This window comes from Sphingomonas ginsenosidivorax (genome assembly GCF_007995065.1).
Classification (GTDB): Bacteria; Pseudomonadota; Alphaproteobacteria; order Sphingomonadales; family Sphingomonadaceae; genus Sphingomonas; species Sphingomonas ginsenosidivorax.
In genome coordinates this window covers 65,001-88,565 of record NZ_VOQR01000001.1, presented here as the reverse complement: position 1 = coordinate 88,565, position 23,565 = coordinate 65,001, and the positions used below count along the sequence as shown (strand labels likewise).

At 66.5% G+C, this 23,565-nt stretch carries 20 protein-coding genes, 1 tRNA gene and 2 rRNA genes; 12 read left to right on the top strand and 11 right to left on the bottom strand.

The window, feature by feature from the left end:
• Window positions 1–1,176, bottom strand: coding sequence for a ubiquinol oxidase subunit II (locus FSB78_RS00400; protein WP_147083928.1), 1,176 nt, complete (start codon window positions 1,174–1,176; stop codon window positions 1–3).
• A 241-nt stretch (window positions 1,177–1,417) separates the two neighbouring features.
• Between FSB78_RS00400 and FSB78_RS00395 the strand changes: the two genes are divergently transcribed.
• Window positions 1,418–2,746: an MFS transporter gene (locus FSB78_RS00395; RefSeq protein ID WP_147078985.1), complete on the top strand. Its 1,329-nt coding sequence runs from the start codon at window positions 1,418–1,420 to the stop codon at window positions 2,744–2,746.
• A gap of 110 nt (window positions 2,747–2,856) precedes the next feature.
• On the opposite strand, the gene FSB78_RS00390 is transcribed toward FSB78_RS00395, so the two are convergent.
• A complete protein-coding gene (locus FSB78_RS00390) occupies window positions 2,857–4,068 on the bottom strand; it encodes an MFS transporter (RefSeq protein WP_147078983.1) in 1,212 nt (403 codons plus the stop codon).
• A gap of 122 nt (window positions 4,069–4,190) precedes the next feature.
• Between FSB78_RS00390 and FSB78_RS00385 the strand changes: the two genes are divergently transcribed.
• From FSB78_RS00385 to FSB78_RS00370, 4 genes are all read left to right on the top strand, one after another.
• Window positions 4,191–4,379, top strand: coding sequence for a hypothetical protein (locus FSB78_RS00385; RefSeq protein WP_147078981.1), 189 nt, complete (start codon window positions 4,191–4,193; stop codon window positions 4,377–4,379).
• 31 nt (window positions 4,380–4,410) lie between these two features.
• On the top strand, window positions 4,411–4,731 hold the full coding sequence (locus FSB78_RS00380) for a phosphoribosyl-ATP diphosphatase (protein WP_147078979.1): 321 nt from the start codon (window positions 4,411–4,413) through the stop codon (window positions 4,729–4,731).
• A gap of 121 nt (window positions 4,732–4,852) precedes the next feature.
• Entirely contained in the window at window positions 4,853–5,230 is a 378-nt protein-coding gene (locus FSB78_RS00375; RefSeq protein WP_147078978.1) for a histidine triad nucleotide-binding protein, read from the top strand.
• A gap of 103 nt (window positions 5,231–5,333) precedes the next feature.
• Window positions 5,334–6,905, top strand: a complete 1,572-nt coding sequence (locus FSB78_RS00370; protein WP_242007890.1) for an amino acid permease — start codon at window positions 5,334–5,336, stop codon at window positions 6,903–6,905.
• A 96-nt stretch (window positions 6,906–7,001) separates the two neighbouring features.
• On the opposite strand, the gene FSB78_RS00365 is transcribed toward FSB78_RS00370, so the two are convergent.
• Window positions 7,002–8,000, bottom strand: coding sequence for an adenosine kinase (locus FSB78_RS00365; RefSeq protein WP_147078976.1), 999 nt, complete (start codon window positions 7,998–8,000; stop codon window positions 7,002–7,004).
• A gap of 112 nt (window positions 8,001–8,112) precedes the next feature.
• On the opposite strand from FSB78_RS00365, the gene FSB78_RS00360 reads away from it, so the two are divergent.
• From FSB78_RS00360 to FSB78_RS00345, 4 genes are all read left to right on the top strand, one after another.
• On the top strand, window positions 8,113–8,769 hold the full coding sequence (locus FSB78_RS00360) for an EI24 domain-containing protein (RefSeq protein ID WP_147078973.1): 657 nt from the start codon (window positions 8,113–8,115) through the stop codon (window positions 8,767–8,769).
• Window positions 8,766–9,128 carry a hypothetical protein gene (locus FSB78_RS00355; RefSeq protein ID WP_147078971.1) on the top strand — a complete coding sequence of 121 codons (363 nt, stop codon included), beginning with the start codon at window positions 8,766–8,768 and terminating at the stop codon, window positions 9,126–9,128. The genes FSB78_RS00360 and FSB78_RS00355 overlap by 4 nt, the downstream gene beginning before the upstream one ends.
• A gap of 141 nt (window positions 9,129–9,269) precedes the next feature.
• A complete protein-coding gene (locus tag FSB78_RS00350; protein ID WP_147078969.1) occupies window positions 9,270–9,857 on the top strand; it encodes an opacity protein in 588 nt (195 codons plus the stop codon).
• Window positions 9,858–10,085: 228 nt separating this feature from the next.
• Entirely contained in the window at window positions 10,086–12,167 is a 2,082-nt protein-coding gene (locus FSB78_RS00345) for an epoxide hydrolase family protein (RefSeq protein WP_147078967.1), read from the top strand.
• Window positions 12,168–12,173: 6 nt separating this feature from the next.
• Here FSB78_RS00345 and FSB78_RS00340 read toward each other — a convergent pair whose 3' ends face one another.
• From FSB78_RS00340 to FSB78_RS00330, 3 genes are all read right to left on the bottom strand, one after another.
• On the bottom strand, window positions 12,174–12,653 hold the full coding sequence (locus tag FSB78_RS00340; protein ID WP_147078965.1) for a GFA family protein: 480 nt from the start codon (window positions 12,651–12,653) through the stop codon (window positions 12,174–12,176).
• A gap of 89 nt (window positions 12,654–12,742) precedes the next feature.
• A complete protein-coding gene (locus tag FSB78_RS00335; RefSeq protein ID WP_147078964.1) occupies window positions 12,743–14,815 on the bottom strand; it encodes an ATP-binding protein in 2,073 nt (690 codons plus the stop codon).
• A gap of 204 nt (window positions 14,816–15,019) precedes the next feature.
• A complete protein-coding gene (locus tag FSB78_RS00330; protein WP_147078962.1) occupies window positions 15,020–15,445 on the bottom strand; it encodes an organic hydroperoxide resistance protein in 426 nt (141 codons plus the stop codon).
• 115 nt (window positions 15,446–15,560) lie between these two features.
• Between FSB78_RS00330 and FSB78_RS00325 the strand changes: the two genes are divergently transcribed.
• Window positions 15,561–15,998, top strand: coding sequence for a MarR family winged helix-turn-helix transcriptional regulator (locus FSB78_RS00325; RefSeq protein ID WP_147078960.1), 438 nt, complete (start codon window positions 15,561–15,563; stop codon window positions 15,996–15,998).
• Window positions 15,999–16,042: 44 nt separating this feature from the next.
• Here the strand turns inward: FSB78_RS00325 and FSB78_RS00320 are convergent, their stop codons facing one another.
• Together FSB78_RS00320 and FSB78_RS00315 are read right to left on the bottom strand one after the other, a co-directional pair.
• The gene (locus FSB78_RS00320) at window positions 16,043–17,065 is read right to left on the bottom strand and encodes a YncE family protein (RefSeq protein WP_147078958.1); all 1,023 of its coding nucleotides are present in this window, start codon (window positions 17,063–17,065) and stop codon (window positions 16,043–16,045) included.
• Window positions 17,066–17,156: 91 nt separating this feature from the next.
• On the bottom strand, window positions 17,157–18,770 hold the full coding sequence (locus FSB78_RS00315) for a M28 family peptidase (RefSeq protein ID WP_147078956.1): 1,614 nt from the start codon (window positions 18,768–18,770) through the stop codon (window positions 17,157–17,159).
• A 110-nt stretch (window positions 18,771–18,880) separates the two neighbouring features.
• Here FSB78_RS00315 and FSB78_RS00310 point away from each other — a divergent pair, with 110 nt between their 5' ends.
• Both FSB78_RS00310 and FSB78_RS00305 read left to right on the top strand, forming a co-directional pair.
• Window positions 18,881–19,657 carry an SDR family NAD(P)-dependent oxidoreductase gene (locus FSB78_RS00310; protein ID WP_147078954.1) on the top strand — a complete coding sequence of 259 codons (777 nt, stop codon included), beginning with the start codon at window positions 18,881–18,883 and terminating at the stop codon, window positions 19,655–19,657.
• Window positions 19,654–19,977 (top strand): hypothetical protein, encoded by a 324-nt coding sequence (locus FSB78_RS00305; protein ID WP_147078952.1) that lies wholly within the window; start codon window positions 19,654–19,656, stop codon window positions 19,975–19,977. Before FSB78_RS00310 ends, FSB78_RS00305 begins: the two co-directional genes overlap by 4 nt.
• Window positions 19,978–20,104: 127 nt before the next feature.
• On the opposite strand, the gene FSB78_RS00300 is transcribed toward FSB78_RS00305, so the two are convergent.
• From FSB78_RS00300 to FSB78_RS00290, 3 genes are all read right to left on the bottom strand, one after another.
• Window positions 20,105–20,181 (bottom strand) — tRNA-Met (locus tag FSB78_RS00300).
• A gap of 80 nt (window positions 20,182–20,261) precedes the next feature.
• Window positions 20,262–20,376 (bottom strand): 5S ribosomal RNA (rrf, locus tag FSB78_RS00295).
• A 250-nt stretch (window positions 20,377–20,626) separates the two neighbouring features.
• Window positions 20,627–23,418 (bottom strand): 23S ribosomal RNA (locus tag FSB78_RS00290).
• Window positions 23,419–23,565 lie beyond the last annotated feature (147 nt).

Below are 23,565 nucleotides of genomic sequence, written 5' to 3'. Positions count from 1 at the left end.
CTAGCCGACCGCTACGGGGCGCGAGCCCGGCAGGGTATGGGGTACCAGCATGGTGTGGTCGCGATTGTCGGAATGACCCGGCGTTCTGGTGCCGCCGTCGCGTTTGAGATCGGCGGGGGCGGTCCAGTGCTTGCCGCTCCCCTTCTCGTCGCCGTCCTTCATCAGTGCGCCTTCGGGACGCGACTCGGCTTCCTGGGGACCGTGGCCGCCATTGACGCCGGGCATCGTCATCCCGTCCTTCTCGTCATGCGCCATCAGCGTGGACATGCACGGCTTGCCGGGTGCGACGCACTGCTCGACGATCGCCTTGAACAGCCCGGCATCGACCGTGCCGAAGCGCATCACCGGGACCTTCTCGGTCGGCTTGACGAGCCGCAGATAGTTCGCGCGGTCGAGCCCGCCGCCGCCGCTCTTGATCCGGCCGACCCAGGCATCGAAGTCCGCGTCCGACGTACCGTAGAAGCGGAAGCGCATGCCCGAGAAGCCGGCACCGCTGTAGTTGGACGAGAAGCCCTCGTAATCGCCCGGCTTGTTGATGACCGCGTGCAGCGTCGTCTCCATGCCCGGCATCGTGTAGATCATGCCGGCGAGCGCGGGGATGTAGAAGGCGTTCATCACCGACGACGAGGTCAGCTTGAACTTGATCGGCCGGTCGACCGGCGCCGCCAGTTCGTTGACGGTGGCGATGCCGTATTCGGGGTAGATGAACAGCCACTTCCAGTCGAGCGCGACGACGTCGACCTCGAGCGGGTTGTTCGCCCCGCCCTTGATCTGCTGCGGCGTGCCGCCGAGCGTGCCGAGCGGCACGTTGGTGCCCGTCGTCTGCGCCTCGGGCTTGATCCGCGCGAGCGGGCGATACGGGTCGAGCAGATGCGTGCTGGTCCAGGTGATCGCGCCCAGCGCGATGATGATCAGCAGCGGCGCGCCCCAGATCATCAGCTCGAGGCCGACCGAGTGATCCCAGTCGGGCGAATAGGTCGCCGCCTTGTTGCTCGCGCGGTAGCGGAACGCGAACAGGAGCGTCAGCGCGATCACCGGCAGCACGATCAGCAGCATCAGCCCGGTCGCGACCAGCACCAGGTCGCGCTGCTGGGTCGCGATGTCACCGGACGGCGACATCACCACCCAGTTGCATCCGCTGACCGCGAGCGCGATCGGAAGCGCGGCAAGCCGCATCAGCCAGGTCCTGGCGCCGGTTTTCGTCTTGGCCCCGGTCGTTGCCGGAGTCGGTGCATCAGCGATCATGCGCGTCCCCTACGCCTGTCGAACGCGCAGCCATAGTGGACAATTTGTCCAATGGGCGCTGCACTGCAACATGGGCATGGAGGCTATAACGTCGGACCCGTGCGAATGGGTCTGCCACGATCCACCGGAAAGGCGTATCAGCGGGTTCGCCACCCTGGCAGTGAGTTGAAGCATGAGCGCAAGCACGGTTACCCAGTCGTTCGAGGACGACGCCCGCGATATCCACGATCACGGCAAGGCGATCTCGCCCGGCGAGATCGCGATCGGTGTCGTCATCGGCCGGACGTCGGAGTTCTTCGACTTCTTCGTCTATGCAATCGCCTCGGTGCTGGTGTTCCCGACGCTGATCTTCCCGTTCGTCGACCGGCTGCAGGGAACGATCTATTCGTTCGCGGTATTCGCGCTGGCGTTCATCGCGCGGCCGATCGGCTCGCTGATCTTCATCGGCGTCGACCGCACCTATGGCCGCAGCGTCAAGCTGACGATCGCGCTGTTCCTGCTCGGCACCTCGACCGTGGCGATGGGCTTCCTGCCGAGCTACGAGTCGGTCGGCTATTGGGCGATCGCGCTGCTCGCGCTGCTGCGCATCGGCCAGGGCATCGCGCTCGGCGGGGCCTGGGATGGCCTCGCCTCGCTGCTGTCGCTCAACGCGCCCGAGAAATATCGCGGCTGGTACGCGATGCTGCCGCAGCTCGGCGCGCCGTTCGGCCTGCTGGTGGCGAGCGGGCTGTTCGCCTTCTTCGTCGTGTCGCTGCCGACCGTCGACTTCTTCGCCTGGGGCTGGCGCTATCCGTTCTTCGTCGCGTTCGCGATCAACGTCGTCGCGCTCTTCGCCCGCCTGCGCCTGGTCGTCACGCCCGAATTCGAGAGCATGTACGAGAAGCAGGAACTGCAGCCCGAGGCGGTGATCGAGACCGTGCGCGCCGAATGGCGTACGATCTGGCTCGGCTCGTTCGCGCCGCTCGCCAGCTTCGCGCTGTTCCACATGGTCACGGTGTTCCCGCTGTCGTGGATCCTGCTGTTCACGCGCGAGGCACCCGGGCGCTTCCTGGTGATCGAGATGATCGGCGCGGTCATCGGTCTCGGCGCGACGCTGGTGTCGGGCCTGCTCGCCGACCGCTTCGGCCGTCGCACGCTGCTCGGCACGATCGCGGTGCTGATCGCGGTGTTCGCGATCGCGGCGCCGATGCTGCTGTCGGGCGGCGACATGGGCGAGCGGCTGTTCATGGGGATCGGCTTCGTGCTGTTCGGCCTGTCGTTCGGCCAGTCCTCGGGCGCGGTCGCCTCCAGCCTCGCGCCGCGGCATCGCTACACCGGGTCGGCGCTGACGACCGATCTCGCCTGGCTGTTCGGCGCCGGGTTCGCGCCGCTGGCCGCGCTGCTGCTGTCGGCACGGTTCGGGCTCGCGGCGAGCGGCGCCTACCTGTTCTCGGGCGCCGTGTTCACGCTGATCGCGCTGGGGCTCAACAAGGAACTGGCAAAGCGCAACATCGAGCGCTGACCGCTCGGTAAGACATCGTCATCCCAGCGAAGGCTGGGATCTCCCGAGGCAGGCGCGGTACAGCCTCCGCGGGAGACCCCAGCCTTCGCTGGGGTGACGATTGAGCGAGGTTACACCCGCTCCATGACAGGACGAGCGGGCGCTTTAACCGCCCCCCGCCGCTCGAGCCCCCACGACACCGCCCAGACCGCCAGGCCACCCAGCGCCAGCGCCATCCCGACCCATCCGGTCGAGGTCCAGCCATACCCCGCCGCGATCGCCAGCCCGCCGAGCCAAGGCCCGAGCGCATTGGCGGTATTGAACGCCGAATGGTTGAGCGCCGCGGCCAGCGTCTGCGCCTCGCCCGCCACGTCCATCAGCCGCGTCTGCAGGATCGTCCCCAGCCCGCCGCCGCAACCGATCAGCACGATCACCGGCAACATCGTCCAGAGCTGCGGTGCAGCTACCGAATAGAGCGCGAGTGCTGCAGCCCCGAACAGCAAGGTCGCGCCCGCCGCCGGCATCAGCGCGACGTCCGCGGCCTTCGCGCAGACCAGCGTGCCGATCGTCATGCCCACGCCGAACAGCGCGAACGCCACCGGCGTGAACGCGGGCGACACGCCCGTCACCTCGGTCAGCGTCGAGGCGAGATAGGTGTAGACGCAGAAGATCCCGCCAAAGCCGATCGCGCCGACCAGCAGCGTCAGCCAGACCTGTCCCTTGCGCAGCGCCGCGAGCTCGCCGAGCGGGGTCGCACCGTCGGCCGGCCGCAGGATCGGTGCGAACCGCAGCAGCATGCCGATCGTCGCCACCGCGAGGATCGCGACCAGCCCGAACCCCCAGCGCCAGCCGATCCACTGGCCGATCCCGTTGGCGAGCGGCACGCCGAGGATCGTCGCGGTGGTCAGACCGAGCATCATCCGCGACACCGCGCGCGACCGCTCCGCGTGTGGCACCATCGACGCCGCGACCAGCGCGCCGACGCCGAAGAACGCGCCGTGCGGCAGTCCGCTGAGAAAGCGGAAGGCGAGCATCCAGTGATAGGTCGGCGCCATCGCCGACAGCCCGTTGGCGATCCCGAACACCGCCATCAGCGCGACCAGCAGCGTCCGCCGCTCGATCCGCGCCGCCAGCACCGCGATCGTCGGCGCGCCGACCACCACGCCCAGCGCATAGGCGCTGATGACGTGGCCGGCGGTGGGCTCGTCGATGCCGAGCCCTGCGGAGAATTGCGGCAACAGGCTCATCGCGGCGAATTCGGTCGTCCCGATCGCGAAGCCGCCGACCGCGAGGGCCAGCAGCGCGAGCTTGGGATTGATGGAGCGGGTTAGATCAGACGTCATCAACGGGCCTTCGCAGGTGCAGCATAGTGAACGCAACTGCGGAACGTCGCGGTCCGTTCCGACCGGGCGTCCAGGAACGGCCCGTGCTTCCGTCCGCGACGCCGGCGCGCTAGGGTCGCGGCGTGACATCCCTCCCCCTTCTCGCCGCCGCGTCCGGGCATAGCGGCACGGTCCATCCGCGCACCGCCCCCGAACTGTCCGACATCACGCTGTTCGTCGTCGCGATCGGTGCGGTGGTGGTCGTCCGCCGGGCACTGCGGCGGCGGTTCGCGAAAGCCCGGGTCGCGCGCGAGCACCCCAAGAAGGATTGACCCGCCCCCGGCGCTGCGCCAGCAGACGGGCATGGCCGATCCCATCCTAGACCGCCTCGAGGCGACGATCCGCGCGCGCCGCGACGCCCCCGCCGACGCCTCCTACACCGCCAGCCTGTTCGCCAGGGGTCGCGCCAAGATCGCGCAGAAGGTCGGTGAGGAAGCGGTCGAGACGGTCATCGCGGCGTGTTCCGGCGATGCGGCGAGCATCGTGCCCGAGGCGGCGGACCTGCTGTTCCACCTCGCGGTGCTGCTCGCCGATGCCGGGCTGAGCCTGGACGACGTGCGCGCCGAACTGGAACGCCGCGAGGGTGTCTCGGGCCATGACGAAAAGGCGAGCCGGACCGCATAATACGTCATGCCGGACTTGTTCCGGCATCCATGGTGCCGCACATCTCGGACTATCGAGTACGCGGCGCGATGGACCCCGGAACGAGTCCGGGGTGACGGAGCGTGTGACGAAAGGGCCCGACATGCCGATCGACGCCACCCAACCCTATGACGACCAGAACATCTTCGCCAAGATCCTGCGCGGCGAGATTCCGTCGCAGCGCGTCTATGACGACGAGTTCGCGATCGCCTTCCACGACATCGCTCCGCAGGCGCCGACGCACCTGCTCGTGATCCCCAAGGGCGCCTATGTCTCGTGGGACGATTTCGCCGCGCGCGGGTCGGACGCCGAGATTGCGGGGTTCGTCCGCGCGGTCGGCACCGTTGCGCGCGCGGCAGGGCTCGTCGAACCCGGCTACCGGCTGCTCGCCAATGTCGGGCAGCACGGCCATCAGGAAGTGCCGCACCTGCACGTCCACATCTTCGGCGGCGCGCCGCTGGGACCGATGCTGGCACGATAGGCCAGCTTCAGGGCACTAAAGCGTTGCACGTAATAAAATTGCCTCTAGTCTCGACCGTTCACGCAAGGACGGGCAGCCCCGGGGGGCGGCCGAGGGAGATTTGATGGCAACACGACCCGCAATGGGCCTGCTATCGCGCATGGCGCTCCGCAAGACGGTGGAGCAGGTACAGCGTGAGACGCAGAACAGCGAACTCAAGCGCACGCTCGGTGCCTGGAACCTGGTGTTCCTCGGCATCGGCTGCATCATCGGCGCCGGCATCTTCGTCCGGACCGGCAGCGCGGCCTCGCTCCACGCCGGCCCGGCCGTCCTGATCTCGTTCGTCATCGCCGGCATCGTCTGCGGCCTCGCAGGCCTGTGCTACGCCGAGCTGTCGTCGACGCTGCCGGTCTCGGGATCGGCCTATACCTATTCCTACACCACGATCGGCGAGTTCGCCGCGTGGATCATGGGCGCGCTGCTGCTGCTCGAATACGGCCTGGCGGCCTCGGTCGTCGCGGTCGGCTGGGCCGGCTATGTCGTCAGCCTGCTGCGCGACTTCGGGCTCGTCATCCCGGTCGAGCTGACCGGCCCGACCGGGCATACGGTGATGATGAGCAACGGCAACGACCTGGTCCCGATGCTCGTCAACGGCGCGCCGATCACCTACCTCTTCAACCTGCCCGCCTTCCTGATCTGCATGGCGATGACCGCGCTGCTGGTCGTCGGCGTGTCGGAGAGCGCCAAGGTCAACAACATCATCGTGGCGATCAAGCTGACCGTGATCATCGCGTTCATCCTGATCTGCGGCGGTTTCGTCATCGCGCATTTCGACACGCTGAAGTCGAACTGGACTCCGTTCATCCCGCCGGCGACCGGTGGCGAGGGCGAGTTCGGCTGGGGCGGCATCCTGCGCGCCGCGTCGATCGTGTTCTTTGCCTATATCGGGTTCGAGGCGGTCTCGACCGCGGGCCAGGAAGCGAAGAACCCCAAGAAGGACATGCCGATCGGCCTGCTCGGCAGCCTTGCCGCGTGCACGATCATCTACATCCTGGTCTCGATCGTGATGACGCTGATCGTCAACTACAAGACGCTGAACGTGCCCGATCCTGTCGCGGTCGCGGTCGATGCACTCGGCCCGCAATGGGCCTGGTTCGCCAAGCTGGTGAAGGCCGGTGCGATCGTCGGCCTGACGTCGGTGGTGCTGGTGCTGATGTACGGCCAGACGCGCATCTTCTACACCATGGCGCGCGACGGCCTGCTGCCCCGCGTGTTCGCGACGGTGCACGCCAAGTTCAAGACGCCTTGGGTCAACACGATCCTGGTCGGGCTGATCACCGCGGTCGCGGCGGCGTTCTTCGACATCAACACGCTCGGCGACATGACCTCGGTCGGCACGCTGGCGGCGTTCGCGATCGTCTGCCTGTCGGTGATCTGGCTGCGCAAGACGCACCCGGAGATCCCGCGCGGGTTCACCGTGCCGCTGTTCCCGGTCCTGCCGGCGCTCGGCATCCTCGCCTGCATCGCGCTGATCTTCACGGTCGAGTCGCGCGTGCTGGTGTTCTTCGGCTGGTACACGCTGGGCGCGATCGTGCTCTACTTCGTCTACGGCATGCGCAACTCGCGGCTCTATCACGGGCTCGACGAGGAAGAGGGTCCCGATATGGGCGAATATGTCGGGCCGGTCAGCCACTGACCGGCACGCCGCTCCGGATACGAGGGCCGCGGGAGGAAACTCCCGCGGCCCTTTTTTATTGTTACCCCGGACCAGGCCGGGGTGGTGACGGGGTGATCAGCCGAGCTTCTCGGCGGCCAGCGCCTTCAGGTCGACGTTCGGCCGCGCACCGTAATGCGAGATGATCTCGGCAGCGCAGATCGACCCGAGCGTCAGCGACTCCTCGAGCGTCTTGCCCTGCGCCTGCCCGTGCAGGAAGCCTGCCGCGAACAGGTCGCCCGCGCCGGTGGTGTCGACGACCTTGTCGATCGGCTGCGCCTTGACCGAGACGCGATTGCCGCCCTGCACCGCGCAGGCGCCGTGCGCGCCGCGCGTGGCGACCAGCGTCGGGACCTGCGCCGCGATCTTGGCGAGCGCCGCTTCATAGTCGTCAGTCTCGGCGAGCGCGGTCAGTTCGGCTTCGTTGGCGAACATGATGTCGATCAGGCCGTCGGCGATCAGCGCGCGGAAGTCGCCGCCGTGGCGGCCGATGCAAAAGGTGTCGCTCAGCGTGAACGCGACCTTGCGGCCGGCCTTGCGGGCGATGTCGATCCCGGCGCGCATCGCCGCGCGCGGCTCCTCGGGATCCCAGAGATAGCCTTCGAGATACAAAATCGCGGCGTCGGCGATCAGATCGGCGTCGAGGGCCGCCGCGGGCAGGAACTGCGACGCGCCGAGGAAGGTGTTCATCGTCCGCTGGCCGTCGGGCGTGACGAAGATCAGGCAGCGCGCGGTGGTCGGATCGCCCGCGCGGACCGCGGTGTCGAAGCGGATGCCGACGCTGCGCACGTCGTGCGCGAACACCTGACCGAGCTGGTCGTCGGCGACCTGGCCGATGAAGCCGCACTTGCCGCCCAGCGCGGCGATGCCCGCGACGGTGTTGGCGGCGGACCCGCCCGATACTTCGCGGCCCGGGCCCATCTTGGCATAGAGCGCGTCGGCTTCCTCGGGCGAGAACATCAGCTGCATCGAGCCCTTGGTCACGCCGATCTCGTCGATGAACGCATCGTCGCAGGTGCTCAGGATGTCAACGATGGCGTTGCCGATCGCGACGACGTCGTATGTGGGGGTGCTCAAGGGGGCGTGCTCCGGTGGATCGGGAAAGCTCCGCCGTAATTGGGCGCGGGCGACCGCGCAACTGTGCGCAGGGTCGTTGACGCCCGCAGGCCCCGGCGCCATCCCTGGTGTCATGTTCCGCGCCTTCTTCCTATCGCTCGGCCAGCTCGGCGACCCGCCGGTCCTGCGCGTCTTCGTCAAGTCGATGGCGGTGACCCTGCTCGTCTTCGCAGGCCTCGGCGTCGGGGTGTGGTGGACGACGCGCACCGCGCTCGGCGCCGACGGGATCGCGGCGGCGGTGGCGATCCTCGCCTCGGCGCTCGCGCTGTGGCTGCTGTTCCGCGCGGTCGCGATCGCGGTGATCAGCATCTTCGCCGACGACGTCGTCGCCGCGGTCGAGGCCCGGCATTACCCTGCTGCACGCGCCAGCGCGCGTCCCGTCCCGTTCCACCGCGGGCTGACGATGGGGCTGGCCTCCGCCGCGCGGGTGGTCGGCGTCAACCTGCTGATGCTGCCCGTCTATATCGCGCTGCTGGTCACCGGGATCGGCACCGCCGCCGCCTTCTTCCTCGTCAACGGCTGGCTGCTCGGGCGCGATCTCGGCGACATGGTCGCGGCCCGGCACATGGACGCAGCGGCGATGCGGGGCTGGCGTGCGACGACCAAGGCGCCGCGCTTCCTGCTGGGCCTTGCGAACACCGGGCTGTTCGTGGTTCCGGTACTCAACATCGCCGCCCCCGTCCTGGGCGCGGCGATGGCGACGCATTTCTTCCACAGGAACAGTGTATGAAGCGGTTTGTGACAGCGCTGGTGCTCGCGGGCGGGCTCGCCGGTTGCGCGGTACCGGCGGCACGGCCCTCGGTCGGCACCGCGGTGATCCCCTTCACCAGCGTCGGGCTCGAGCGCGTGCTGGGCCAGGACGCCGCCGGGCTGGTCCGCCTGTTCGGCCAGCCCGACGCCGACATCCGCGAAGGCAGCGCGCGGAAACTCCAGTTCGAGAGCGGCATCTGCGTGCTCGACGCCTATCTCTATCCCAAGGGATCGGACGCCCCCCGGGTCACTTATGTCGACGCCCGCGAGCCCGATGGCAGCACGATCGACCGCGCGAGCTGCGTCGCCGCGCTGACCCGGCGTGACGGCGGCCGGTAGCCCCGGGGGTTCCATCCCGACCGTTGCCGCAATGCAACACCAGGAGCGTTTCGCAACTGATCGGGAAACCTTCGCGCGCTGACGGGTTTTTAGACCCGAGGCCGCTCACTCGGAGCCGCCGTTCCAAAAAAGGTTTAGTACATGAAGAAGCTGCTTCTTGCGGCGGTTGCGACCGCGTTCCTGGTCCCCGTCGCTGCATCCGCCCAGGATTCGGCCCCGGCCACGACCCAGGACGGTTCGCGCGCGTTCGGGATCGAGCCGTATGTCGGCGTCATGGGCGGCTATGAAGGCTTCGACAGCAACCCCGGCGCCGGCATCCCGACGTCGCGCCCCGGCAACCGTCTGAAGGGCGGCCTGGTCGAGGGCGTCGCGGGCGTCAACGTGCCGCTCGGCCCCGTCTTCGTCGGCGTCGAAGGCAACGTCGCCAAGGGCTTCACCGGCTCGGTCGACTGGGAATATGGCGTCCACGGCCGCGTCGGCGTGCGCGCTGGCGAGACCGGCCTGTTCTACGGCAAGGTCGGCTATCGCTGGGTCAATTTCGACCGCTACGGTGAGAACAGCCGCGACTATGGCAGCGTCTCCTACGGCATCGGCGGCGAAGTCGGCCTGAAGGCCCTGGGCCTCGACGGCCTGGTCAAGAAGGAAGGCATCCGCCTGCGCACCGAGATCTCGACGACCGGCAACTTCCACACGGTTCGCCCGATGGCCGGCGTGATCGCGCACTTCTAAGCGCACGCGACCGCCACGTAGTGGCACCAGAGGGGCTCCGGACCGACGGTCCGGGGCCCCTTTTTCGTGGGTAGGCGGGCGCGGCCGGCAACCGGCCATACCGGCGGTCGGGATGACGCGGCCGGCGGCGTTAGCGGTGTGGCATGATCGCGAACGGTGTTGAACGCAGGCGAGAGTCACGCGTTGGAACCCTCTCGACCCGCCCCCCACTATCCGCAGGACCCCGCAATGGCCGAACCGTTCCTCATCGCCGTGCCGGACGACCGGCTCGCCACCATTCGCGCGAAGGTCGCGGCGTTCGACTGGGCCATGGTGCCCGACGCGGGCGACTGGCGGTCGGGCGTCGGCCTCGCCGATCTGAAGCGGCTCGTCGATCACTGGCTGACGCGGTACGACTGGCGGGCGCAGGAACGCCGGCTCAACGCCCTGCCGCAGTTCACTGCCGAGGTGCAGGGGCAGCGCCTCCACTTCATCCATGCGCGTGGCGACGGCTCGCGTCCCCCGCTCCTCCTCCTGCACGGCTGGCCGGGCTCGATCCTCGAATTCGAGGCCCTGATCGCGCCGCTGGTCGCCGATGGCCACGACGTCGTGGTCCCGTCGCTTCCGGGCTATGCCTTTTCGGGTCGACCGCTGTCACCGATCGGGCCGAAAAAGACCGCCGCGCTGATGCACGCGCTGATGGTCGATCTGTTCGGGCAGCGCCGCTACCTCGTCCAGGGGGGCGACTGGGGGGCTGCGATCGGCGGATGGATGGCGCACGACCATCCGGAGGCGATTGCCGGGCTCCATCTGAACATGGTGATCCTCCAGGCCGAGGATGCGGTACCGAAAAAGCCCGACGAACTCGCCTGGGCTGCCAGGCGCGCGAAACTCGCCAAGGAAGAAACCGGCTATTCGCAGGAGCAGGGCTCGCGCCCGCAGACGCTCGGCATCGCGATGTCCGACAGCCCGGTCGGCGTCGCGGCGTGGATCCTCGAGAAGTTCGGGGCGTGGGCCGACGTGCCGCGCGACGGGCACGGCCGTCCCGATCTGTGGACGGCGTTCGACGCGGACACGCTGATCACCAACATCATGCTGTATCTGGTCGAGGGATCGTTCGTGACCTCGACCTGGATTTACCGCGGCCGCGTGCTGGAGGGCTCGGGCACCTTCCCCGCCGGAACCCGGATCACGGTGCCGACCGCGGTCGCGGCCTTTCCCGACCCGGTCTTCCCGCCGCCGCCGCGGTCGCACGCGCAGAAGACCTACGACATCGTCCAATGGACCGAGATGCCCGCCGGCGGCCATTTCGCCGCGCTGGAGCAGCCCGAGTTTCTTCTCGCGGACATGCGCCGGTTCTTCGCATCCAGGATCGTGTCGGACCAGGGCGCGAAACGCTCGACCGCACGGCGGACGCTCAGCATCCTCGCCGCGACGCTGGCCGCCGCGGCCGTCTATACCCGCGCGACGACCAGGGCGATCGAACGCGACGTGCCCCCGGACGGCGGGTTCATCGATGTTGCAGGCGCGCGGATCCATTATGTCGATCGCGGCGCCGGCCCCGCGATCGTCCTGATGCACGGTCTCGGCGCCCAACTCCGCAACTTCTCGTACGGCGTCGCCGACGCGCTGGCGAACACCCATCGCATCATCCTCATAGACCGCCCCGGCTCCGGCTATTCGCAGCCGTCGGCAGAGCAGCCCGGCATCCTCGCCCAGTCGGCGATTATCGCAGCCCTGATCGACAGACTCGCGCTCGACCGCCCTCTCCTCGTCGGGCATTCCCTGGCCGGCGCCGTGGCGCTCGGCGTCGCCACGCACCATCCGGGCTCGGTTGGCGGCCTCGCGCTGCTGGCGCCGATGACGCAGCCGCCAGGGTCGATCCCCGCGCCGGTGGCCGGGGCGATCAGGGACGGCATCACCGCGCGCACGATGTTCGCGCATATCTTCGGTACGCCGATCAGCCGTGCGGCCTACCGGCTGCGGTGGGGCAAGATCTTCGCACCCGATCCGGTCCCGACCGACTTCGCGATCCGTGGCGGCGGCGCACTGGGTGACCGCCCGGTGTCCGTCAATGCCGCGATGGTCGAGCTGGCCAGCGCCGACGCCGACCTTGCCGAGATCGCCGCCCGCTATCAGGCGCTGACGATCCCGGTTGCGCTGTTATATGGTCGTGACGACGAGGTGATCGACCCCATGGTCGACGGCAAGGCCGCGGTCGCGGCGATCCCCGGTGCCACGCTCGCGATGACGGACGGCGGTCACATGCTGCCGGTCGCGCATCCGCAGGCGACCGCCGCCTTCATCCGCACATGCGCAAAGAGGATGTAGCGCGGGTCACGCGACGCGCTCGAATATCCCCGATGCCCGGAAGGTCTCGACGATCCCGGACGGATCGTCGAACTCCTCGTCATAGCTGTGCGGAACGGCGAGCGTCGCCCATGGCAGCGCGCTTCGGACGAAGATCTGCGCGACGGGTCGGACCCACCGGGCGTCGTCGAGCGTCGAGGGGCGCACGATCACCAAGTCCGGCGATCCGTCCGTCATGGTATGGGTCCATACCGCACAGGTCGGGCATCGATAGGCCCGGCTCTCGTTGCCGCTGTCGGCGGTCTTGGGGTGGGCGACGGGCTCGCCGGTCAGCGAAAAGCCGTCCTTTTCGACCGGCATTCCGAGCGAGAACGCGCTCGACGTCTGCTGCTGGCAGTCGGTGCAATGGCACGCCATCACGAACAGCGGCGCCGTCGTGACGGTGTATCGGATGCCTCCACACCGGCAACCGCCAGTGATCGCGTACGTCCTGTCCGGTTCGGCCATCGATGACTCTCCTCGACCTCTCAATCGCTTGAGCATTCAAATCGTTCACGCCTGGCGTCCGGCGACCGGCGCGTTTCGGTCGGCGCGCGCTATTCGGATGTGCCGGGGACCAGCGCGGCCAGGCTCGTCGCCAGCTCCGCATTGCGGAACGGCTTGGTCAGCCGCGCGATATCGGGATCGATCCCGTCCGCCTCCGCGTAGCCCGAGACGATCAGGACCGGCAGGTCGGGCCGGTCGACCTTGAGCAGCCGCGCGAGTTGCGCGCCGCTCATGCCGGGCATCAGATGGTCGGTGACGACGACATCGGGGTTCAATCCATTCTCGATGAACTGGACCGCGATCTCGGCCGACGTCGCCTCCACCACCTCGTAGCCGAGATCGATCAGCATGTCGGCGGTGCTTATCCGCACCAGTTCCTCGTCATCGACCAGCAGTGCGACGCCGAGCGCCTTGACCGGGGTCGGCGCTTCGGAGACCGGTTCGTCGCTCTCGATCCCGGTCAGGCTGATCGGCAGCCATAGCGCGATGGTGGTCCCCAGGCCCGGCGTGCTGTCGATCGACAACCCGCCGCCGAGCTGCGCGGCAAGGCCGTGAACCATCGACAGGCCGAGCCCGGTGCCCTTGCCGATACCCTTGGTCGAGAAGAACGGTTCGGTCGCACGGCGCAGCGTGGTCTCGTCCATGCCCGCGCCCGTGTCCTCGACGCAGATGCGGACATAATGCCCCCGCCGGATACCCGCCGGATCCTCCGAACGGACGCTCTCGCGCGTCGCCTTGACCGTCAGGGTGCCGCCGTCCGGCATCGCGTCCCGGGCGTTGACCGCCAGATTGAGCAGCGCCATTTCCAGCTGGTTCGGGTCCGCCTTGGCCGGTGGCAGATCGGCCGCGACGTCGACACGCAGGTCGATCATCGGCCCCAGCGTCGAGCCGAGCAGCTCGACCAGGCCGTCGACCAGCCGTGCGACATCGACCGCGGTCGATTGGAGCGGCTGCCGGCGGGCGAACGCGAGCAGGCGCTGGACCAAAGTCTTGGCACGCTCGGCCGATTGCAGCGCGCCGTCGATCAACCGCCGCTCGCGTTCGCTGCCGACGCCCTTGCGCATCAGCAAATCGAGCGAACCGATGATCGGGGTGAGCAGGTTATTGAAATCATGCGCCACGCCGCCGGTCAGGCTGCCCATCGCCTCCATCTTCTGGCTCTGCCGCAGCGCGTCCTGCGCCAGCGCGAGCTCGGCCTCGCGGGCCTTTGCGTAGCTGAGGTCGCGCCCGACGGCGATGAAGTTCACCCCGTCCGGTTCCGGTGCGACGGTCCATTCGATGTGTTTCCAGCCGCCGTCGCGCGTGCTGATGCGATTTTCGAAGCGGGCCGGCAGATGCGTCTCGCCCATCGCGGCGATCGACGCCAGCGTCCCGGGCATGTCTTCGGGATGCATGAACGTCCCATAGCCGCGCGCGAGCAGTTCGGCTTCGCTCCACCCGAGCACCTGCGTCCAGGCCGGGCTGACCGCCGACATCATGCCGCTATAGTCCGCGCGCGCCAGCATGTCCTGCGACAGCCGCCACAACCGGTCGCGCTCCGCGCCGCGCGCGGCGACCTGCGCTTCCAGCGTTTCGTTCAGCTCGCGCAGTCGCGCCTCGCTGTCGCGTAGCGCGCGTTCGCTGCGCACTCCCTCGGAGGTGTCGGCGAGGAAACAGATGACGCCGGCGGGCTCTCCGCTCTCCGAGAGAACCGGGGAATAATCCAGGTTCATGAACACCTGTTCGGCGCGACCGTGCCGGTAGAGCGTCAGCTCCTGGTCCTTGTAGTGCAGCGTGCCGCCGGCCAGCCCGACCTTCATGACATGGTCGTTGAAGTCGGCCACCTCGGGCCATCCCTCGCGCACCCGCGATCCGAGCAGTTCGGGATGTCGCCCGCCTGCGAACAGCGAATAGGCGTCGTTGTACAGCATGACGCCGTCCTCGCCCCACAGCATGACGATCGGGACGGGCGACCGCAGCAGGACGGCCGTCGCGGTTCTCAGGCTCTGCGGCCAGTCGTCGAGCGGACCGAGCGTCGTTTGCGCCCAGTCCCTCGTCGCGATCAGATCGCCACACTCGCCCCCGCCCGCCAGGAAGGAAAACGTCGCAGCACCGCGACCATTGTCATCGATAGGCGGCGGCATCGTGAGTGGTAATCAACCTGCAGGGCGTGATGATCGCGTGGCGTGCCCGATGTCTTACTGCGACCACACCGTCGGGCCTAGAATAATCTCACGCGATCTCAGATCGTAACGCGCCGGTTGACGGCCCGGCGCGACGCCAGCGCGGCCGGCGACGCTGGTGTTGGTCGGACCGCCGCCGGACTTACGCCGGCGACGGTCCGGCGATCAGACCAGCGTCAACCCGACATCGACATTGCCGCGCGTCGCGTTCGAATACGGGCAGATCTCGTGCGCAGCATCGACCAGCTTCTGCGCCTGCTCGCGCTCGATGCCGGGCAGCGCGACCTGCAGATCGGTCGTGATGCCGAACCCGCCCGCCGAGCGCGGACCGATCCCGACCTTCGCGGTGACCGTCATGTCGTCGGGCAGCTTCACCTTGAGCTGCTGGCCGGCGACCTTCAGCGCGCCGATGAAGCACGCCGAATAGCCCGCCGCGAACAACTGCTCCGGGTTGCTGCCGTCGCCGCCCGCGCCGCCCAGTTCCTTGGGGGTCGACAGCTTGACGTCGAACCGGCCGTCGTCGGACCGTGCGTGGCCGTCGCGACCGCCGGTTGCGGTGGCCGTGGTGCTGTACTTGACGTCGATCGACATGCTGCATCTCCTTTTGGTTATCGCGATAACTAATTAGGCGCAGCGGCGGTGCGGCGCAAGAACTATTTGCCGCGATAATCATCGTCGTGCTAATGATTGGCCCGAGGAGCTACGCATGACCAACCCCGCCCCGCTTCCGCTCGACGACCAGCTCTGCTTCTCGCTCTATGCCGCCACCATCGCGATCAACCGCGCGTACAAGCCGGTCCTCGACCGGCTCGGCATCACCTATCCCCAGTTCCTCGTCCTCCAGGTGCTGAACGAGACGCCCGAGGGCTGCGGCATCGGCGCGATTGCCGAGCGTCTGGCGTTGGAACCGAGCACGATCACCCCGCTCGCAAAGCGCCTCGAGACCGCCGGGCTGGTCACCCGGAGCCGCGGCACGATCGACGAGCGCCAGGTCCGCGTGGCGCTGACCCCTCTCGGTCGCGAACGCTGGGCCGAAACCGGGTGCCTCGCGCCGTTGATCGTGGAGCGCACCGGCATGACCGGAGAGCGGCTTGCCAAGCTCAATGCAGAGGTCACCGCACTCCGCCGAGCACTCGTCGGCTGACCAAGTAGCACGGCTACCCATCCGCAGCCTGCGACCGCCGAACGCTAAATCAGCAAGGCACTGTCGGGCGCCGAACCGGTCGCGAAACTACCCGCGACTTTCCATGCGCGCGTATCGACGATCGCGACCATGTCGGTTTCGAGCGAGGCGTACAGCGTCTCGCCCACAAGCGTCAGTCCCGGCGCCCCCGCCCCGAGCGAAAGCCGGTCCTGCTCGGCGAGCGTGACGGGATCCAGGCGCGACAGGCTCTTGTCCGCGACGTTCGATACGATCAACCGTCCGTCGGCCTGCGTGACGATCCGGACCGCCTCACCGCGCATCGCCCGCCGGGCGCGCTCCTCGAGCGTCGTGGCATCCAGCGCATGGAGGGCCCCGCTCGGCCGGTCGATCACGTAGAGCGTCCGTTCGTCCATGCTCAGCGTCATGCCCTCCGGTGCCGTACCGATCCGCTTGCGCACCGGTGCGACGCCCATATCTTCGGGATCGACCATGATGACCGCGCCGCTCAGCGTATCGGCGACATAGCAGCGCGCACCGTCGCGGCGGACGACCAGATAATGGCTGCGCGCACCCGTCACCGGGGTCAGCCGCGACGGCGCCTCGTCGCGGGCCGGATCGTCGAAGCGCGCCAGCATGCTGTCCTTCTCCGACAGGACATAGAGCCGGCCGCGTGCGTCCATCCTGACGGCATGGAGCCGGCCGAACGGCGCGAGGTCGATCGTCCTGGCAAGCGTGCGCTGGTGCAGGTCGATGACCCAGACCTGGCTGCCACCGGCGCCCGGCGCCTTCCAGCTCGCCACCCCGTAATGGCCGACATAGGCAAACCGCCCCGCCGGGTCCGCGACGATCTCGTGCGGTTGCGTGCCCAGGGGAATCGTCCCCGTCCGCGTGCCGTCGGGCAGTGCATAGAACGCGATCCGGCCGGCATTCTTCTCCACCAGCGCCAGCACCCCCGCGGGCAACGACGGCGGCGTCGCGCGCGCCATCGCACGCGCGCCCAGCGCCGCGGTCGCCACGGCACCGCCGGCGAGCATCCACAATCCCTGGCGTCGATCGATCAGCGGCATGGTCATATCCTCCGCCATCTGAAGGGATGAACGCCGCGGCGGTTCCGCTTTCCTGGCACGCCGGTGGTTCGAACGGCCGCGCGCCGGTCGCTCAGGGGCGTCGCTCGGCCGCCGTCTTGTCACGCTCTGCGGCGAAGGGCTCCGACGCGTTCCACGCCGGCCAGCCGCGCCCGTCGGCGATCTCGCGACCCAGCGCATAGGCGACGCTCCCCTCCTGTGCCGCGCCCGTCAGGTCCCATCGCGCGTCGAACGCGTCGCAGGTCTGGTGGTAGCATTGCGCATTGTAGCGCGCCCGGATGCGCTCGCCCGTCGCGGCACCGCCCTCGACCAGGTCCCGGCCCGCTCGGAAATACACGCCCGGCACGCCCTTTTGCGCAAAGGCGAAATGGTCGGAGCGATAATACCAGCCGGCCTCGGTATTCTCCTCCGGCACGATCCTCAGACCCTGTGTCGCGGCGATGCGGGCAAGATCGGCCTCGAGCGGCGTACGCCCGACGCCGATCAGCTCCAGGTCGCGGGTCCGTCCCAGCACGACGTGCGGATCGAGATTGAACTGCGCGGCGGTGGTCGCCAGCGGCAGCGCCGGATGATCCGCATACCAGCTCGCGCCCAGCAGCCCCTTCTCCTCCGCGGTCCACAAGGCGAACACCACCGATCGACGCGGGCGCGGTGCCCCCGCAAAGGCGCGTGCGATCTCAAGCAGCGTCGCGGTGCCGGTGCCGTTGTCGACCGCGCCGTTGCGGATGCGGTCGGCGGGCGGATCGAACGCGTTCTCGCCATAGGCGTCCCAGTGCGCGCCATAGAGGATGCTGCCCGCCGCCGGATCGGTCCCGGGCAGCACGCCGACGATATTGTGGCTGACGACGCGGTCGAGCCGGACGCTGGTGTTGGCAGAGAAGCGTGCGCCCTTCAGCTCGGTTCCCGCGAAATCGGCGCGCTGCGCCGCGCGCTTGGCCGCGGCATAGTCGAGTCCGCCCTGCTTCAGCAGCGCGATGCCGATATCGCCCCGCAGGGTTCCACGGACGCCGAACGCGGCGGGGACGCTGCCCGCATCGAGCGCATAGCCCGGCACCGCATCGCCCCTGGCGAGCTGCAGCCAGGGGTAGCTCGACGGGAAGGTGTCGTGGATCTGGAAGAACGCCGCCGCGCCGCGCTTCTGTGCCTCGGCGAGCTTGGTGCGGGCAGCGGGGCTGGACGCGCGCGCGCCAAAGCCGAGATCACGCCCCGCCTCGACGTCGGGATCGCCCGCGAGCGCCACCACGACCTTGCCCCGGACGTCGACCCCGCGGTACGGATCATAGCCCAGCCGCGGCTCGACCACGCCGTAGCCGACGAACACGACCGGCACGTCGGTCAAGGCCGCGTCGCCGATGATCCGCGAACTCGCGGCAATCTCCACACCGGGCGTCAGCACGCGCGTCGTACCGCCGAGCGTCAGCGAGAAACTGGCTCGCGCGCGCGTCCAGCGCAGCAGCGGCACGCTCTGGCGATAGCCACGGTCGCCGGCCGGTTTCAGGCCGAGATCGGCAAGGCGCTTCTCGAGGAAGGCGAGCATCACCGCCTCCCCCGGCTGGGTCGGGCCGCGGCCATGGAAGTCGTCCGCGCTCAGCGTGCGGATATCGGCCTTGATCCGGTCGGGCGACAGGATCGGCGGCGCGGGCGCCGTGGCGGCCGTGAGGAGGAGCAGCGGGAGCAGGCGTTTCATGCGCGCAACCTGCCGAGCCCCGCGCCGGAGCACAAGCGTCGTGCTGCTTTCCCGGTCCTCGTTCGTTCGTGTCGCAGCCCGCCATCGTGCAGCAAGCAGGACCAAGCCTCATGAACATCGATCTCACCGGCAAGCTCGCCATCGTCACCGGCTCCACCGAAGGCATCGGGTTCGCGATCGCGAGAGGACTGGCGGATTCTGGGGCGACCGTGGTCGTCAACGGTCGCACCAGTGCCAGGGTCGACGCGGCGGTCGCGCGCATCGGCGGCACCGCGCGCGGGGTCGTCGCGGATCTCGGCGACGCGTCCGGGCACGACATACTGCTCGCAGCCGAACCGCAGGCCGATATCGTCGTCAGCAATCTGGGCATCTTCCAGCCTGCCGACTTCTTCGACACCGACGATGCAACCTGGGACCGGCACTGGCAGGTCAACGTCATGGCGGGCGTCCGCCTCGCGCGCAGCTACCTGCCGGGCATGGAGGACAGGCGCTGGGGCCGGTTCCTGCTGCTCGCCTCGGAATCGGCGTTCAATATACCCGTCGAGATGATCCACTACGGCGTCAGCAAGACCGCCGACGTGGCGCTCGCCCGAGGCCTGGCGAAACGGATGGCGGGCACCGGCGTGACGGTGAATTCGGTCTTGCCCGGGCCGACGCTGTCCGAAGGCGTCGCGGCGATGCTGGAGGACGAACGCGCCAGCAGCGGCCGCCCGATCGAGGACGTCGCCGCGGACTTCGTGACGACGCATCGCTCCAGCTCGATCCTCCGCCGCGCCGCCACGGTGGAAGAGGTCGCCAACATGGTCGTCTACCTCGCCTCTCCGTTCGCGTCGGCGACGACCGGCGCGGCGTTGCGCGTCGACGGTGGCGTCATCGACACGCTGTGACGACCGATGCGGGCAAAGGGGTATCGGCGCCCTTCCTTGCCGCGATCGCCAGGCTTCCGACCGGCTATGGCAAGGGGTGGTACCGCGGAACCCGCTGGGGCGTGACGCTGTCCGCATCCCCCGACGGCCGGCGGCGCTGGCTCTGGGGCGAGGCGCTTGACGGCGCCGGCATCGTGAGCTTCAACCTCTACCTGCTCGCAGCCGGCCCCGCGCTTCGACCGTGCGAAATGCCTGCCGAGGACGTGATCGCCTTCGTTCTCGGCTATGTGCCCGACGCCGTTGCCTCCGACGATCCGGCGTATCATCGATGCGGTGCGTGAGCCTCAAGGCTCGACCTCTAGGTGCAGCGGCTCAGTCTTGAAGCGCGCTCAGCCCTTCGCAGGGAAGCGAATCCGCCGTAAAACGACGACAGCTCCGGAGCTTGGGCTCTGGGGCTGTTGTTGGTGTTGGTTGCGGGGACAGGATTTGAACCTGTGACCTTCAGGTTATGAGCCTGACGAGCTACCGGGCTGCTCCACCCCGCGACACTTCGCTGATGCGAAGGAGGGTAGATGAGATTGTGAATGGGTTCAGATGACGTGATGCATGTCGCACGGGCTTCAATGCCTGGCGACGACCTACTCTTCCATCGCTTGAGCGATAGTACCATTGGCGCAGGCGGGTTTCACGGCCGAGTTCGGGATGGGATCGGGTGGGACACCGACGCTATAGCCACCAGGCAATGGAGCCGGTGCGACATGCGTGCACGTTATCTGTGGGGTACCCCGTCGTGGCTTGTGGCCGTGACGGGGCTCTTAAAATCGAGACCGTGCTTTTGGTTGCCAGCCTCTCGGAACACCGAGTGCTGGTTGTAGTGGTATTCGAACCAATCCCTCGACGGCGAGGGGATTGGCAATCTGGCGTCGGCTGAATCATCCGCACCGTGCAATGGCTGACTGGTTGCCCAGTGTTGTCATTGATGGTGGAACTCTCAAGCGCGAATAGAGCAATTAGTATCGGTTAGCTCCATGCGTTACCGCACTTCTACATCCGATCTATCAACGTCGTGGTCTCCGACGGCTCTATGAAATCTTATCTCGAGGGAGGCTTCCCGCTTAGATGCTTTCAGCGGTTATCCCGTCCATACATAGCTACCCAGCTGCGCTCCTGGCGGAACGACTGGTACACCAGAGGTATGTTCAACCCGGTCCTCTCGTACTAGGGTCAACTCCTCTCAAATTTCGACGCCCACGGCAGATAGGGACCAAACTGTCTCGCGACGTTCTGAACCCAGCTCACGTACCACTTTAATTGGCGAACAGCCAAACCCTTGGGACCTGCTCCAGCCCCAGGATGTGATGAGCCGACATCGAGGTGCCAAACAACCCCGTCGATATGAGCTCTTGGGGGTTATCAGCCTGTTATCCCCGGCGTACCTTTTATCCGTTGAGCGATGGCCCTTCCACGAGGGACCACCGGATCACTATGACCGACTTTCGTCTCTGCTCGACTTGTCAGTCTCGCAGTCAGGCGGGCTTATGCCATTGCACTCTAACAGACGGTTTCCGACCGTCCTGAGCCCACCATTGCGCGCCTCCGTTACTCTTTAGGAGGCGACCGCCCCAGTCAAACTACCCGCCACAGAGGGTCCCTGTTCCGGCTTACGGAACGAGGTTAGACATCAGAAACAAACAGGGTGGTATTTCACCTATGGCTCCACATCAGCTGGCGCCGATGCTTCAAAGCCTCCCACCTATGCTACACAGTTTCTTCCTAATGCCACTCTGAAGCTGCAGTAAAGGTGCACGGGGTCTTTCCGTCTAACCGCGGGTACTCCGCATCTTCACGGAGAATTCAATTTCGCTGAGCATGTCCTGGAGACAGTGGGGAAGTCGTTACGCCATTCGTGCAGGTCGGAACTTACCCGACAAGGAATTTCGCTACCTTAGGACCGTTATAGTTACGGCCGCCGTTTACCTGGGCTTCATTTCAGAGCTTGCACCCCTCCACTTAACCTTCAGGCACCGGGCAGGCGTCAGGCCCTATACGTCGTCTTGAAGCCGACTTAGCAGAGCCCTGTGTTTTTGCTAAACAGTCGCTACCCCCTGGCCTGTGCCCCCCATAAGAGCTTGCGCTTATATGGGGCCTCCTTCTTCCGAAGGTACGGAGGCAATTTGCCGAGTTCCTTCAGGACACTTCTCTCAAGCGCCTTGGTATACTCTACCTGACCACCTGTGTCGGTTTCGGGTACGGTCTATACGGTGGGGCTATTTCCTGGAACCATTTCGAAGCCTGACCAATCCGATAAGGTCAGACAACACACATGATCCGTCACACACCACCAGGCCCACGAATATTAACGTGGTTCCCATCGACTACCCCCTTCGGGCTCGTCTTAGGGGCCGGCTCACCCTGCGCGGATTAGCCTTGCGCAGGAACCCTTGGTCTTTCGGCGAGAGGGCATCTCACCCTCTTTATCGCTACTCATGTCTGCATTCGCACTTCCGATACCTCCACGACCCATTACCAGATCGCTTCACAGGCTTACGGAACGCTCCGCTACCGCGTACCACATAAGTGGCACACCCTAAGCTTCGGCACGTATCTTGAGCCCCGTTACATCTTCGCCGCAGGACCTCTTGTTTAGACCAGTGAGCTGTTACGCTTTCTTTAAAGGATGGCTGCTTCTAAGCCAACCTCCTGGTTGTTTTGGAAGTCCCACATGCTTTCCCACTTAGATACGATTTGGGGGCCTTAGCTGTAGGTCAGGGCTGTTTCCCTTTTGACGACGGACCTTAGCACCCGCCGTCTGTCTCCCGCATATCACTCTTGGGTATTCGGAGTTTGGTTAGGTTTGGTAGATCTCGCGACCCCCTAGCCCATCCAGTGCTCTACCCCCCAAGGTGTTCGTGCGAGGCACTACCTCAATAGTTTTCGCGGAGAACCAGCTATTTCCCGGCTTGATTGGCCTTTCACCCCTAAACACAACTCATCCGGTAACTTTTCAACGTTAATCGGTTCGGACCTCCAGTGCGTGTTACCGCACCTTCATCCTGGTCATGCCTAGATCGCCGGGTTTCGGGTCTAATACATCAAACTCTGGCGCCCTATTCAGACTCGCTTTCGCTGCGCCTACACCTAACGGCTTAAGCTTGCTTGATACATTAAGTCACAGACCCATTATGCAAGAGGTACGCTGTCAGGCCATAAAAGCCCTCCAACTGCTTGTAGGCAATCCGTTTCAGGTACTGTTTCACTCCCCTCATCGGGGTGCTTTTCACCTTTCCCTCACGGTACTAGTTCGCTATCGGTCACATACGAGTATTTAGGCTTGGAGGGTGGTCCCCCCATGTTCAGACAGAATTTCACGTGTTCCGCCCTACTCGAGTCCTGAATTCTCACTTTCGCATACGGGGCTGTCACCCGCTATGGCCGAACTTTCCAGATCGTTCTGCTAGTTGAAATTCAGGCACTGGCCTGGTCCGCGTTCGCTCGCCACTACTAACGGAATCTCGGTTGATGTCTTTTCCTCCAGCTACTGAGATGTTTCAGTTCGCCGGGTTCGCTTCACGAAGCCTATGTATTCAGCTAAGTGATACCTGACCAATTAACTTTACCCCAGCCGAAGCTCAGGTAGAATTAATCGGATAGGTGGGTTTCCCCATTCGGAAATCATAGGGTCAAAGCTTGCTCACAGCTCACCTATGCTTATCGCAGCGTGCCACGTCCTTCATCGCCTGTATGTGCCAAGGCATCCACGAATTGCCCTTACCTCACGCTTGAGAGTCCACACCACCAACGACATCACTGGGTGCCTCCGAAGAGGTCACCAACTCGGCAGAGCAGTGCGCGTTGGCCTTTGTCAGGTGCGGATGATTATAATCTCAGCCAGATTATTTATATGATGACGCACGTCCTGGCCTTGCGAA

Bases quoted from the DNA above. Each gene is read 5' to 3' on its own strand.
- FSB78_RS00400 (WP_147083928.1), bottom strand. From the start codon at position 1,176: ATGCGGCTTGCCGCGCTTCCGATCGCGCTCGCGGTCAGCGGATGCAAC.
- FSB78_RS00395 (WP_147078985.1), top strand. From the start codon at position 1,418: ATGAGCGCAAGCACGGTTACCCAGTCGTTCGAGGACGACGCCCGCGAT.
- FSB78_RS00390 (WP_147078983.1), bottom strand. From the start codon at position 4,068: ATGACGTCTGATCTAACCCGCTCCATCAATCCCAAGCTCGCGCTGCTG.
- FSB78_RS00380 (WP_147078979.1), top strand. From the start codon at position 4,411: ATGGCCGATCCCATCCTAGACCGCCTCGAGGCGACGATCCGCGCGCGC.
- FSB78_RS00375 (WP_147078978.1), top strand. From the start codon at position 4,853: ATGCCGATCGACGCCACCCAACCCTATGACGACCAGAACATCTTCGCC.
- FSB78_RS00370 (WP_242007890.1), top strand. From the start codon at position 5,334: ATGGCAACACGACCCGCAATGGGCCTGCTATCGCGCATGGCGCTCCGC.
- FSB78_RS00360 (WP_147078973.1), top strand. From the start codon at position 8,113: ATGTTCCGCGCCTTCTTCCTATCGCTCGGCCAGCTCGGCGACCCGCCG.
- FSB78_RS00355 (WP_147078971.1), top strand. From the start codon at position 8,766: ATGAAGCGGTTTGTGACAGCGCTGGTGCTCGCGGGCGGGCTCGCCGGT.
- FSB78_RS00350 (WP_147078969.1), top strand. From the start codon at position 9,270: ATGAAGAAGCTGCTTCTTGCGGCGGTTGCGACCGCGTTCCTGGTCCCC.
- FSB78_RS00345 (WP_147078967.1), top strand. From the start codon at position 10,086: ATGGCCGAACCGTTCCTCATCGCCGTGCCGGACGACCGGCTCGCCACC.
- FSB78_RS00340 (WP_147078965.1), bottom strand. From the start codon at position 12,653: ATGGCCGAACCGGACAGGACGTACGCGATCACTGGCGGTTGCCGGTGT.
- FSB78_RS00335 (WP_147078964.1), bottom strand. From the start codon at position 14,815: ATGCCGCCGCCTATCGATGACAATGGTCGCGGTGCTGCGACGTTTTCC.
- FSB78_RS00330 (WP_147078962.1), bottom strand. From the start codon at position 15,445: ATGTCGATCGACGTCAAGTACAGCACCACGGCCACCGCAACCGGCGGT.
- FSB78_RS00325 (WP_147078960.1), top strand. From the start codon at position 15,561: ATGACCAACCCCGCCCCGCTTCCGCTCGACGACCAGCTCTGCTTCTCG.
- FSB78_RS00320 (WP_147078958.1), bottom strand. From the start codon at position 17,065: ATGCCGCTGATCGATCGACGCCAGGGATTGTGGATGCTCGCCGGCGGT.
- FSB78_RS00315 (WP_147078956.1), bottom strand. From the start codon at position 18,770: ATGAAACGCCTGCTCCCGCTGCTCCTCCTCACGGCCGCCACGGCGCCC.
- FSB78_RS00310 (WP_147078954.1), top strand. From the start codon at position 18,881: ATGAACATCGATCTCACCGGCAAGCTCGCCATCGTCACCGGCTCCACC.